Source organism: Acinetobacter sp. 1542444 (assembly GCF_000581835.1).
Lineage (GTDB): Bacteria > Pseudomonadota > Gammaproteobacteria > Pseudomonadales > Moraxellaceae > Acinetobacter > Acinetobacter pittii.
On the sequence record NZ_JEYA01000004.1, the window covers coordinates 333,833 to 346,458 of the forward strand.

Here is a 12,626-nt window from a genome sequence, read left to right on the forward strand (position 1 = left end):
ATGTCATTTTTTAAGGTAATAGTTCTTTTATTCTAAACAATTAAATGATTATAATTATCATTTATGCTTTTATTTTTGTTAATTGATTTTATTTTTATGTTAAGAATTTCTATACCATCTCCCCAAATGAAGCGTCTTTTCCCGCTGAGCTTACTCAGTTTAATGATCTTGAATATTCAAGGTGCCTACGCAGAGGAACCGACTGATTCAGCCGCAAAAGTGGCAGCTACCATGCCCACCATAAAAATTGAGGCAATGAGTGAGCTCGACCCAATTAAAAGTTATATCGACTATGATAAAGCCAATGTCACACGTAATGGTTTAGACAAAAAAGATATTCCTCAAACCGTTGATACGATTGATGTTCAGAAATATAAAATTTATGGATCAAATGATTTAAGCGTTATGCTGCAAGGCACCCCTGGCGTATCAACCAGTTACGATATGCGCGGTGATGGGATCACGATTCGTGGTTTTGGTGCTGATACAGGTGATATTTACCGTGATGGCATACGTGAAAGCGGACAAGTACGACGTAGTACAGCAAATATCGAACGTATTGAAATTTTAAAAGGCCCCGCCTCTGTTTTATATGGCCGTAGTGCTGGCGGCGGGGTTGTGAATATGGTGAGTAAATTCGCCAATTTTGACTCTAAAAGTTCAGTTGGTGCGTACGCTGGTTCATATGATAACTACGGAACAACGGCTGACATCAACCAAGTACTTAATGACAATCTAGCAGTACGTTTAACTGGAGAATATGGCGAGTCAGGCAGCTTCCGCTCTGGCATTGAAAATAAAATTGAAATGTTTTCACCAAGTTTTACTTATAAAAATGATGATGGAACACTCACTTGGACCACACAATACACCTATGACAAATTAGGTCGTGTACCTGATCGCGGACCATCACGTGACATTCTGCCTGCAGGGACTTCAATCAAAATGGGATTTGCCCAAGACGGCGATTATGTTGATGATATTTTGCAAGTTGTCCGCACCGATGTGAATTATCAATATGCGCCTGATTGGAACTTTCACTGGGCAGCAAGTTACCGACAAGCAGAACAGAACTTTGACCACTTTTATTTTGGAACTTATTGTGGTTTAGATGGTAAAAACTCAAAGAATGAGTCTTGTACTAAAAAAGGTTACGTCGACCAAATTTACTACTGGCAACAAACCAGCAATAAGACCACCACCAATACCTTTGATATTAAGGGCAAGTTCAAAACAGGCTCGCTTGAACACCAAATTATGGTGGGTACAGACTGGACTTATGAACAACGAGAGCCACGTCTAGCGAACGCTACCAAAGATGGATCTATTTACGGCTACGTCAATCCGATCACAGGGGAACGAGAGTATAGTCGTGGCAGTGGCCCACTAGTGATGAAACAGCACAACTATAATGAAGGCACAACTTACGGCGTATTTATTCAAGATTTAATTGGTCTAAATGACCAACTTAAACTCATGATGGGTGTGCGCTACGATTACTTTGACTTTTCAACCACCAACAAGCTGACAAAAGAACACCGTAATGTAAAAGATAGCAGCTTTAGCCCAAATGTTGGTTTGGTATGGCAACCGCTTCCTGAACATAGCTTTTATACGTCTTACTCTAAAAGCTTTGCTCCATTTGGCGGACAAATGGGTGTTAACCAAGTTACTGGAAACACCGATGTCACAAAAATGGATAAAGAACCTCAATATAACGAGCAATATGAAGTTGGGGTAAAAAGCGAATGGTTAGATAATCGTTTAAATACTCAATTTTCTGTCTTTGATATTCGTAAAAATAATATCCGCTATAAACCAAAGCCTAATGAAGAACCAGAAGTATGGGCAACTGCTGGTCAGCATCAATCTCGTGGTCTTGAATTTAGCTTTATTGGCCGCGTACTTGATAATGTCTTTGTGCGCGGTGGTTATGGCTACACAGATGCAAAAGTAAAAGAAGATAAACAAAAACCTGAACAAGAAGGCAACTATTTAGCCAACACATCTAAAAACACGGGTAATTTATTTGTTCGCTATTTACCAACTGAACAGTGGTATACCGAAGCGGGCGTGACCTATGTCGGGTCTTATTATCCAAATATTAATAATCAAGTAAAAATGGAAGGCTTTAACCGTGTCGATGCAGCGATTGGCTATAGTGCAGATCCATGGAATGTCACACTTGCGGTGAATAATCTAACCAATAAAGAGTACTGGCGTTCAGACAGTATGCCAGGCACACCACGTAATGTGTTATTGCGTTTGAATTATCAGTTCTAAAAAAAATATTAAAAAGGCATACCCCTATTTAGAGGTATGCCTTTTTCTTTTTAGATACCGTATTTTTCGCGATAAGCTTGCATGTTTGCTAGCGCTTCTTTTTCACCTTTGGGATGACTGAACAAGGATACAAAGAGAAATTAGGCATGATGCTAGAGTGTAAAAAGTATGATGAGAAAGATTTCGTAGATTCGCTATTATGTTAAATGAACTATTAAATAAGGCTAAACTCTAGATAGCTCAGCACGGTACTTTTTAAAATTAAAAGTCATATACCAATTGGCATTTGCTGTGATTTCTCACCAACCCTTCAGTTTGTCGTTTAGTTACTTCAACTTCTATCCATGAAAATTTAAATCATCAATACCTGATAATTCTATAGTTATTGATGATTTAATTAGACCATTTCATAGTCCAAGAACTATGATTATAGCTATTTTTTAAATGGCCACAACAACTGCTTGAAATATCGATTCGATATAGGGGTACGAATGCCCAAACTATCTGCGGAAACTGCTTTTTCTTCGTAGTGAAAAGTGCCAAAAATATGATCCCAAATCACAAAAACCTCGGCAAAATTTTTACTGCCAAAGCCCTGTTTATGGTGCCAACGATGTACTTCAGCAACAGCAAATACATGTTTTAATGGCCCTGCCCGATAGTCTAAGTTGGCGTGTTGAAAACTTAAATGTACCGCAGTAAAGGTTAGCCAACAACCTATCAGCAAGGTTGGTGCCCCTAATATCGTTAACACCAATAAACTAGGTGTTGCTAGTGCAATCGCACTTAATGGATGACGTTTTTCACCATTTAACCAATATAAGCGTTTAGGTTGATGATGAATGGCATGTAATTTCCACAACCAGCGCCGACGATGACTCAGTTTATGCATATACCATAAACCAAAATCGATAATTATCCCCACCAGTAAAAATTGTACCCATATTGGCCATTGAATAGGCCATAATTTAGAAAAAAACTCGAATTTAAGGATAAATTGTAAAATTGTTGCGGTTATTAGAATAAGTACTACATTAAAAATCGCATGAAAAATGTCAGTGAATGTATCCTCTTGATCATGTAACCATTTTTGTTGATATGGCAAAAAGCGCTCTAACATTGCAACCATAGCGCTAATGGATACAATGCATACTAGTGCGGATGGCCAATAGGGTATTTTTTGATAAGCCATCAATAATACTATTGCTAAGGTCGTAACAGATAAAATCGGATAACTCAAATAACGTATTAAAAAATGACTATACTTTAGCATGATGATGTCCTCTATTTAGATTGATCACTACCATGCAGGATTGTTTGATGTTTAAATTGAATAAAACGGCTATATTTTATTTAAAAAGTGAATTTACTTAAGATTCAGGCAACAAGATCATCTTGTTTTGAATGTTTTTGATAGCCGAAGGTTGTATGCCAAACATTTGCATACAGGTTCTAGAAAAATGTGCTTGATCGGTAAAGCCACTCTGATACGCTGCCGCAGTTAAATTATTTTCTTCATGTAGATTTTTAAGTGCAATAATCAAGCGTAACCACTTGCGATAACTACGTAATGAAATACCAAAATGGGAATTGAACCAATGTGCTAGACGACTTTCAGATAAGTGATGTAACGCTGCCAGCTCCTGACGTGAAGGAACATAATTATATAATAGATGTTGATAGATATAACCATTCATTAATTGAGCACGTTCACTAGCTACCATACAATCAAAATAGCACTGTAATTGAGCAAAGGCTTTGGTAATATTATTAGTATGCAAAAAATAAAGCTGCAATTGCTCCAGAAGCGTTGTTGGCAGTATTTGTATCTGAGAAGTTGAGGCAAAAAATTGATGTATAGCCTGCCCTAAATAATAATTTCCATCCAAATAAATCGAGCAATACTTGCCTTTCTGTAACTGATGCACGGTATTTGCTGGAATAAAAAAACCCCTACCCGTATATAACTGCTCGTATCCAATAATCTGCATAGATTCTAGTGGATCGAGGGGAAAAGTGATCTGATGCGCAAGATGTCGATGTGGTCTGTTATCTCCTGCTTGTCCACAAAAATAACCGTAACCCAAACCAATAGCCATCTGACCTTGCCAATTTGATAGCTGCTCTTTTTTTATCATGTTTATATTTTACAAAACTAACGCTAAAATTGAATGCTTCATAAAGATATTTAAATAATTCAGTTATATTAGTATTGAGATGGAATATATAAAATTTAAGAGTCCTCAAAAATAAAAACTTGATTTCTTTTAATTTAAGAAATTCTAGAGTTAACATAATGCAGTCATAATAAATTCTTTTTAAATCAATTTCTTATTTCACTTACTAAAACCCAGTCAACTCGATCGGGCTTTTTCATGATTTTTCACGTTCCACGACTATGATTCAACCCATTTTTTTCAAATTTAATAAGATCTACTCAACAATTTAATCCTCTGATAAATGAAAAAGGAAGCCATCGCTTCCTTTTTTCAATTCAATATAGACTTAGATACCATATTTTTCACGATAAGCTTGCATATTTGCTAACGCTTCTTTTTCGCCTTTCGCTTCCAAATAATCCATTAAATCTTTCATGGTAATCAGTGCATGCACAGGGATTTCTAATTCTTTTTGAACTTCTTGAATTGCGGAAAGTTCACCTTGACCACGTTCTTGACGATCTAGCGCAACCAACACACCCGCAATAGTTGCACCAGCATTTTTCAAAATCGTTACGACTTCACGAATCGCTGTACCTGCGGTAATTACGTCGTCAATAATCCAAACTTTTTTACCTTCAACCGCAGCACCAACCAAAACACCGCCTTCACCATGATCTTTTGCTTCTTTACGGTTAAAGCCCCATGGCACGCTCTTGTTATGTGTTTGCGACAAAGCAACAGCAGTCGCTGCTACAAACGGAATACCTTTGTAAGCTGGTCCAAAAATCACATCAACATTTTCACATTGTGTTAATTTATCAGCATAGCCTTGCGCTAAAAGAGATAAAGCTTCACCATCGTTGAGTAGGCCTGCATTAAAAAAATAAGGACTCACGCGTCCAGATTTTAAAGTAAACTCACCAAATTTAAGCACACCGCGTGATAATGCGAGTTCGATAAATGCTTGCGGGTGAAATGACACAGGCGTTGTCATGAGGTGCTCCAAATTCACAATTGAGGTTAAATTTTCGCATGATACCAAAGGATCAGTATCCAAGTGATGTAAAAATTCTTCGAGTCGTTTCCATTAACGTAAATGGCTTACGTTCTTCAGTAACGAAAGGCTTACTTGAATGGTTAGAACAATCAGATGCCGATGTCGTATGCATGCAGGAAAGCCGCATTACCCATGAACAATGGACTGAAAAATTCAGACCCGAAGGATGGCATACCCATCTCTTTCCAGCAGAGCGTGCAGGTTACGCGGGGACTGCGATATATAGCCGCCTACCCTTCGTCTCTGTTAAAGATGGATTAGGGTTTGAGCTGGCTGACAGTCAAGGCCGCTTTATTTCTGCGGAATTCGATTTAGGTTTGTCACATCCGGTACATATTGCATCATTATACTTACCTTCGGGCTCAAGTGGTGAAGAAGCGCAAGCACGTAAAGATTTATTTTTAGGTGAATACGCAAAAATCTTGAAACAATGGCGTGATGAAAACAAGTCAGTCATCATTTGTGGTGACTACAACATTGTTCATAAACGAATTGATATCAAAAACTGGTCAGGTAACCAAAAATCATCGGGTTGCTTACCACATGAGCGTGCATGGCTTGACCATATTTATGATGAACTGGGCTATGTCGATACTTTCCGTGTAGTTCGCACAGAAGCGGAACTTTATTCATGGTGGTCAAATCGCGGTCAAGCGCGTGCAAAAAATGTAGGGTGGCGTATTGACTACCATGCATGCTCGCCAGACTGGAAAGCACGTACAACTAACGCATGGGTTTATAAAGATCAATGGTTTAGCGACCATGCACCCGTTATTATCGACTATAAAATTCAAGAATAAGTGAACACTCGTTCACTTACATTGTCGTTTTCGCTTACAGCATATGTCGTTTTTGAGTATTTTTCTTACACAGCTTTAACGGCATTATAGCCCCACGGCACAGGGAAGCAGTCAGGATGACGCAAAAGGATAGGACGCCGTAGGAAGATAAAATAAACTTATGATAAGTTTATTTGCAAGGATGTGACATTGGACGTTGAAATGAGACCCGCATGATCAGGATGATTAAATGCGGGTTTTCTCTTTTTAAGTCTCTTATTTTGCGCTAAGTTCTTTTAGTTTTAACTTCTTCTTATTAAGCTCATTATTACCTTGTCTTATGACAATAACATGACATTTCTCTTTCGATTAATCATTAATTTTCATTTGTTTTAAAAGTATCGGTATAAAGTAGTGCTCAAAAGCATTTTGGGTTAGGCTGTGTGCTCTCTCTTTTTGACATGGTCCGATAAAATGTTAAAAATTTATGGAATTAAAAACTGTAACTCAATGAAAAAAGCATTTGATGCCTTACAGTCTAAAGGGCTTAACTATGATTTTCATGATTATAAAAAACAAGGCATTGATGCAGATACTTTAAAAATATGGTTAAAAGAAATTGGAAAAGATACCGTTCTCAACAAAAAAGGAACGACTTGGCGCAAGCTTTCAGAAGAAGAACAAAATCGTGCTCTAAGCAGTGAAGATCACCTGATTGAAGCACTTATTGCTCAACCAAGTTTGATTAAAAGACCTGTTTTAAAAACTTCACAAGGTTTCATTGTAGGTTTTGATGAAACCACCTATCAAAATATTCAAGCCTAAAAAAACGAGCCATTTGGCTCGTTTTTTATTAAAACTTTTAGTTCGCGCGAATCCACGTTTGGTTACGACCAAGTGCAGAAACGCCAATATAACCACGTAATTTAAGCTTTTTGCCGCCATCAGTTAACTCACCTTTCAGTTTGTAAGTTTTACCTGATTTTGGGTCTAAAATCGTACCGTTTTCATAACTGTTACCACCTACATTTTTTAAATTATGTACAATGGTGACACCTTTAAGCGGTTTGTTTTTGTACGGGCCTTCACATTTTGTACAAGCGTTTTCTTCACCCGGTGTCAAAATGTTCTGAATGGTTGCAGTTAAGGTTCCGTCCTTCTGTTCCGTAAATTTCACTACGGCTTTTGGCTTGTTGGTCTGATCATCAATCGTTTTCCATACCGTTCCATTGAGTGAATCAGCCGCATTGGCAAATGCAGCCATACCAATGAGTCCTAAAGCTAAAGCAATCTTTTTCATTTTTGTAATATCCTTGGGTCTTTCAAGATTTTTAGTATTCAGAAGTCGCAAAGATATTGCAATTTTTGAATGTGACTGTTTCGTGTAACCTTGTAATCTTGCAAAATAAAATTTACAAGAAAACAAGAAACTAGCATAAAAATGGATGCTATATGAATATATCAAATGTTTGGAAATATTATTTTACAGAAACTTTTCTTAAAACAACAATTCGCAAGCCAAGCCAGCTAAATTTGCCGGCTACTGCCTTACGCCCTGTGCTAGATCAGATGTGTCGTGCTTTTCCACGACAAAAAAATGTTTCTGTGCGCCCGATTCGACTAGCAGGCATTAAAGGTGAAGAAATCAAACCGCAAGATTCTGCGACTCAGCTGATTTTTCACATTCACGGTGGTGCTTTTTTCCTTGGTAGTGTTAAAACACATCATGCTTTTATGACGGATTTAGCTGCCCGTACTCAAATGCAGATTATTCATGTGGACTATCCGCTTGCACCTGAACATCCATACCCTGAGGCAACCGAAGCTCTATATGACATCTATCAGTCTTTGGTGGTGCAAGGTATTCAGCCGAAAGATATTATTTTATCGGGTGATTCATGCGGAGCAAATTTAGCGTTAGCACTTTGCTTACGTTTAAAAGAACAACCCGAACTCATGCCGAGTGGCCTGATCTTGTTGTCTCCATTTTTGGATTTAACACTCACGAGTGAGTCCCTTCGGTTTAACAAAAAGCATGATGCTTTATTATCAATTGAGGCACTACAAACAGGCACTCAGTACTATATAGGCAATCACATCGCAGCCGACGACCCACGTGTTTCCCCTATCTTCGATGACTTACATGGCCTACCGCCAACTTTGGTTCAAGTGGGTTCTAAAGAAATCTTATTAGACGATGCCAAGCGTTTTAGAGAAAAAGCTGAAGATGCTGGTGTTAAAGTTCAATTCAAACTTTATACGGGCATGTGGCATAACTTCCAGATGTTTAATGCTTGGTTTGATGAGGCTAAACAAGCATTGGCAGATATTGCTGAATTTGCACACGAACTCGATAAAACTTAATTTATTATAAATGATGTGAATAGGCCTCAAAACTTTTCACATCATTTTCTTTATAAAAAGTCATCATATATAAATTGAAAATCATGTTATGTTTAAAATATAAATTATTGAAACAATCCAATTTTAGGATGGTCTAACAAAGAGGCATCTATATTTAGGAGCCCTTATTTATTATGAAAAATCGTTTAATCACTTATCCCGTAAATAAAATAAAACAGGTGATAATCGATTTCATCCACAATAATCACATCATCAACTGGACTCCTTTACAAAAAAGTGCACTGATGCTCACACTTGCTTGCGCAATGAATTTCAGTTGGATTTTATGGAAAGGCTATATTTTAATTACACCAAGTGTTTGGCAATGGGCAAATCTGCCTTTAGTAGAATCACAAATTTGGCTCAATTTATTTACCTTATTTTTATTAGTCCTTTTGATTATTCCCTGTTACCGCTACAAAAATGATGAATGGGCTCAAAAAGTTATTCCTTTCATTAGCGTGCAGTTCTTTGCACTTATGCTATGTCATGATGGATATTTAATTGGCAGTATCAGCCCTGCCACTATGGTCGGTTATGTGGGTACGATTGGGGTGGGTTTGGTGTTATTTGACCGTAAAATTGTTTATAGCGCCCTTGTACCTGCCACAATTATTTTAACTGTTTGTACATATTTAAGTATGACAGGTGCTTTAGCGTATGCACCTCTATTTAATTTTAGAGCCATGGATCATGCACAAACCAATTCTTTCTGGTTAGGAAGTATGGCTTTTTTTATTATGCCTATTTTATTGGCCTGTTTTGTTTTATTTGAAATATTACTCACCCAATGGCGTCAGCGAGAAACTTATATTCAACGTTTAAGCCAAATCGACCCATTAACTAATGTATTAAATAGACGTAGTTTAAACATGCATTTGGAGTCGCTACACCAACAACAATTTGATTATGCTGTGGTACTTCTTGATATCGATCATTTTAAAAAAATTAATGATATATACGGCCACCATCAAGGTGATCAGGTCTTAATTGAAATTGCTCAATGTCTTTCTGAGAATTTGCGTAGCGAGGATATTATTGGTCGATTTGGTGGAGAAGAATTTATTTTATTACTCCCTCACACCGATATTATTCAAGCAGAGAAAATTGCTGAGCGTTGTCGCCAAGCCTTGCAAGAATTACCTGTTTTTACCGCTCAAAATAATCCTATTCACATTAGTGCGAGTTTTGGAATAAGCAGTTCAGCTTTTGCACAAGATCCTTATCTGGTTATTCGGCAGGCTGACCAAGCACTCTATGCAGTAAAAGCTTCGGGACGTAATCAGGTACGTACATTTCATCAGACCGAAACTATTGATACTTTATGATTCTTTGAATTTTGCCAAACTCGCGAGTTGCAGCAAAAGCTCTTGCTGACTAAAAGCGCCCGTTAAACGTAAAGCACGAATCTCTTTTTGCTCTGGGCTTAAAAATAAATAGGTCGGTGGTCCTAAAATATTCCACTGCTTGAGTAGCGCTTCATGCGACTGGTCATAATGACTCAAATCAAGCTTAATTAAATAATAAGGTGCAAGAGCAGATTGAACCTCTGGTGCTTTTAAAATACGGTGCTCAATCGGTTGGCAGGCAACACACCAATCTGCGTAGATATCAACCACAATAGCTCGGTCAGTAGGTGCTGCCGCTAAAATTTTCTCAAAGTCCGCTGCTGTAGTTGCAATATGCCACTCGGCCATGTGGGCAGAACTTTGCAAAGTTCGATTTTGAATATGTTGATATTGGTTATAGGCTACAAAAGGTGTAACGATTAATAATAAAATCGCGTAAAGCCATTGTAGTTGCCCTTTTTTCCAGAAAAACTGATAAACAGCATAGCCTATAAAAGCCAGGCCTAATACGAGGCTAAGCACTTGCATGCCCAAATCTGGCAGCAAAGGACGAATAAAATAAAGACTTAATCCCAACATCAGAAAAGCAAAAATTACTTTAATCTGATGCATCCAGTCGCCCGCTTTAGGCAAGAATTTTGCCCCTAAAATACTTGCGAGTAACAATGGAATTCCCATTCCAAAGCCTAGGCAGAATAAAAGCAAAGCACCTTGCCACTGATTTTGCGTTTGAGAAATAAATAATAAAGTTCCAGCGAGAGGTGCGGTCATACAAGGCCCCACCAAAAGCGCAGAAACGACACCCATAACCCCAGCACCGACCAAAGTACCGCCTTGTTGCATTGACTGAATACGGTCAAGTCGGTTTAACCATGTCTGAGGTAAACGAAGCTCAAACAAACCAAATAAGTTCAGAGCAAAAACAATAAACAGCAAACTAAAAGCAATTAAAGTTGCTGGCTGTTGTAACCAGCGTTGGAAATTTAAGCCTGCCGAAGAAGCAATTAAACCCAAGCCTGCATAAACCAATGCCATACTACACACAAAAGTAAGCGCAATGGTCCAAGCCTTTAAACCTTTATGTTCGCGAATGATCAGTGAAGTTAAAATAGGAAGCATCGGTAAAGAACATGGCGTAAATGCGAGCAACATGCCTAAACCTAAAAATAATAAAACTCCATACCAAAGCGAGTGTTCAATTAACTTGGCTGACCAGATCTGATCTTGTGCAATTTGAGGTGTAGTCGTATCAGCTGCTGTCTCTGTACTCTGCTCTTTTTCTAAAGATTCTGAACCCGAGGAAGTGTCGGATTGTGTATTCGCTAAATCTAATAATCTTTTTGGCGCTGTTCCTGCTTGGTTTTGCACACCCACCAAGCCATCTGCATCGGTTTGAAACTCAATGGTTTGAGGTGGATAACAAATACGGTCTTTGGCACAGCCCTGCCAAGTCACACTATAGTGCTCTGAAGGCTTAGTCTTAATTTGGAAATTAACTTGATGGTAGTAAACCTGACTTTGCCCATAATTTTCATCATATTGGGCAACCGCTTTAGGTAACTTTAAAGTTAAAGGTTGAGTACCTTGTTGTACGGAAAATTTATGCTGATAAAGATAATAATTTGGCTGAATCTGCCAAGACAAACTCGCAGTATGCGGCTCAGAAGATTCAACCGAAAATGAAAAAGCTTGTTCGGGTGAGAGTAGCTTATCTTGTGCAGAAACCAGCTGGCTAAACACACAAAAAGCAATTGCTAGAAAATAAAGAATTCCCTGATGAATAAGCTTTTTCATTAACATAAATTTAAGTTGCTTCGATTAGAACAAGAATGCCACGCCTAAGCCACCGTTGTAGCTCTTGTCTTGACCCTCTAAATCAACCCCGATACTTGCATCGAGCTGAGTACGATCATTTACGGCGTAGACTAAACCTGTCCCTAAACCATATTCGTAGTCTTGGCTTTCAGCTTTACGGTAAATGAACTCAGAATAACCTGACAGCTTACCTGCGATTTTATAATCAATCGTTGGAATTGCAGTTACTGCCCAGTTACTATTTTGTACTTCGTAGCGCATGGTAATTGATGTGCCGACTAAGTCATTATATTTATAAGCGACTGCTGAACTTAAGCTATAAATATCGTCATGTGCAGTAAATTCATCATTTCCAGTGGCAATGATCGCTTCAGCTAACACAGCCATTGATAAATTTTCATCGTTTAGATCAATTGCTTTTTTCAAACCGATGCTGACATCACCAAAGCCTGACGTATCGTGTTTTTTACCAGCACGTTTAGTTTGAGTCCATGCTGGACCTTGCCATCCTAATTGTAATTCCAAACCATCAGCTAAACCGGTACGGAATAACATATCTTCATTTACAGTTACGGTCTTTTCTTTGACGCCATCAACCGTTGACTCTGTATAAGTTGCACTTGGCAAACCTTGTTCCCAAGCCAATTTACCAACCGGAGTAATCCCTGTTCCAAAGCCTGCACCTGGGCGGTCAAAAGAGAACTCTGCAGCAAAAGTACTTCCTGCGGCAACAGTGGTCAAAGCAAAAGTTAAAATTTGAAATGTTCTCATTCTATTA

General features: G+C 38.2%; 11 protein-coding genes. 5 read left to right on the forward strand and 6 right to left on the reverse strand.

Annotated features, from left to right (window positions below; genetic code table 11):
* The first annotated feature begins 96 nt into the window (after positions 1–96).
* Positions 97–2,283, forward strand: a complete 2,187-nt coding sequence (locus tag J580_RS16720; RefSeq protein ID WP_032004996.1) for a TonB-dependent receptor — start codon at positions 97–99, stop codon at positions 2,281–2,283.
* Positions 2,284–2,716: 433 nt separating this feature from the next.
* Here J580_RS16720 and J580_RS16725 read toward each other — a convergent pair whose 3' ends face one another.
* The 3 genes from J580_RS16725 to pyrE all read right to left on the reverse strand — a co-directional run bounded on the left by J580_RS16725 (position 2,717) and on the right by pyrE (position 5,439).
* On the reverse strand, positions 2,717–3,556 hold the full coding sequence (locus J580_RS16725) for a sterol desaturase family protein (RefSeq protein WP_032004997.1): 840 nt from the start codon (positions 3,554–3,556) through the stop codon (positions 2,717–2,719).
* Positions 3,557–3,653: 97 nt separating this feature from the next.
* Positions 3,654–4,421 carry a helix-turn-helix domain-containing protein gene (locus tag J580_RS16730; protein WP_032004998.1) on the reverse strand — a complete coding sequence of 256 codons (768 nt, stop codon included), beginning with the start codon at positions 4,419–4,421 and terminating at the stop codon, positions 3,654–3,656.
* Positions 4,422–4,788: 367 nt separating this feature from the next.
* Entirely contained in the window at positions 4,789–5,439 is a 651-nt protein-coding gene (pyrE, locus tag J580_RS16735) for an orotate phosphoribosyltransferase (protein WP_000211303.1), read from the reverse strand.
* A gap of 38 nt (positions 5,440–5,477) precedes the next feature.
* Here pyrE and J580_RS16740 point away from each other — a divergent pair, with 38 nt between their 5' ends.
* Both J580_RS16740 and J580_RS16745 read left to right on the forward strand, forming a co-directional pair.
* Positions 5,478–6,302, forward strand: coding sequence for an exodeoxyribonuclease III (locus tag J580_RS16740; RefSeq protein ID WP_032004999.1), 825 nt, complete (start codon positions 5,478–5,480; stop codon positions 6,300–6,302).
* 453 nt (positions 6,303–6,755) lie between these two features.
* Positions 6,756–7,106 (forward strand): arsenate reductase, encoded by a 351-nt coding sequence (locus J580_RS16745; protein ID WP_032005000.1) that lies wholly within the window; start codon positions 6,756–6,758, stop codon positions 7,104–7,106.
* Between the two features lie 37 nt (positions 7,107–7,143).
* On the opposite strand, the gene J580_RS16750 is transcribed toward J580_RS16745, so the two are convergent.
* Complete coding sequence (locus J580_RS16750) at positions 7,144–7,581, reverse strand: DUF2147 domain-containing protein (RefSeq protein WP_002121971.1); 438 nt, start codon at positions 7,579–7,581, stop codon at positions 7,144–7,146.
* Between the two features lie 152 nt (positions 7,582–7,733).
* On the opposite strand from J580_RS16750, the gene J580_RS16755 reads away from it, so the two are divergent.
* Positions 7,734–8,645 (forward strand): alpha/beta hydrolase, encoded by a 912-nt coding sequence (locus J580_RS16755; protein ID WP_004790086.1) that lies wholly within the window; start codon positions 7,734–7,736, stop codon positions 8,643–8,645.
* Between the two features lie 173 nt (positions 8,646–8,818).
* Entirely contained in the window at positions 8,819–10,012 is a 1,194-nt protein-coding gene (locus J580_RS16760; RefSeq protein WP_032005001.1) for a GGDEF domain-containing protein, read from the forward strand.
* Here J580_RS16760 and dsbD read toward each other — a convergent pair.
* A complete protein-coding gene (gene dsbD, locus J580_RS16765) occupies positions 10,007–11,833 on the reverse strand; it encodes a protein-disulfide reductase DsbD (RefSeq protein ID WP_032005002.1) in 1,827 nt (608 codons plus the stop codon). The two genes, J580_RS16760 and dsbD, sit on opposite strands and share 6 nt — an antisense overlap.
* A gap of 18 nt (positions 11,834–11,851) precedes the next feature.
* Positions 11,852–12,619, reverse strand: a complete 768-nt coding sequence (locus J580_RS16770) for a transporter (protein ID WP_014207941.1) — start codon at positions 12,617–12,619, stop codon at positions 11,852–11,854.
* Positions 12,620–12,626: the final 7 nt, after the last annotated feature.

Excerpts from the sequence above, each read along its gene's own strand:
- J580_RS16720 (WP_032004996.1), top strand. The coding sequence starts at position 97 with ATGTTAAGAATTTCTATACCATCTCCCCAAATGAAGCGTCTTTTCCCG.
- J580_RS16725 (WP_032004997.1), bottom strand. The coding sequence starts at position 3,556 with ATGCTAAAGTATAGTCATTTTTTAATACGTTATTTGAGTTATCCGATT.
- J580_RS16730 (WP_032004998.1), bottom strand. The coding sequence starts at position 4,421 with ATGATAAAAAAAGAGCAGCTATCAAATTGGCAAGGTCAGATGGCTATT.
- pyrE (WP_000211303.1), bottom strand. The coding sequence starts at position 5,439 with ATGACAACGCCTGTGTCATTTCACCCGCAAGCATTTATCGAACTCGCA.
- J580_RS16740 (WP_032004999.1), top strand. The coding sequence starts at position 5,478 with ATGATACCAAAGGATCAGTATCCAAGTGATGTAAAAATTCTTCGAGTC.
- J580_RS16745 (WP_032005000.1), top strand. The coding sequence starts at position 6,756 with ATGTTAAAAATTTATGGAATTAAAAACTGTAACTCAATGAAAAAAGCA.
- J580_RS16750 (WP_002121971.1), bottom strand. The coding sequence starts at position 7,581 with ATGAAAAAGATTGCTTTAGCTTTAGGACTCATTGGTATGGCTGCATTT.
- J580_RS16755 (WP_004790086.1), top strand. The coding sequence starts at position 7,734 with ATGAATATATCAAATGTTTGGAAATATTATTTTACAGAAACTTTTCTT.
- J580_RS16760 (WP_032005001.1), top strand. The coding sequence starts at position 8,819 with ATGAAAAATCGTTTAATCACTTATCCCGTAAATAAAATAAAACAGGTG.
- dsbD (WP_032005002.1), bottom strand. The coding sequence starts at position 11,833 with ATGTTAATGAAAAAGCTTATTCATCAGGGAATTCTTTATTTTCTAGCA.
- J580_RS16770 (WP_014207941.1), bottom strand. The coding sequence starts at position 12,619 with ATGAGAACATTTCAAATTTTAACTTTTGCTTTGACCACTGTTGCCGCA.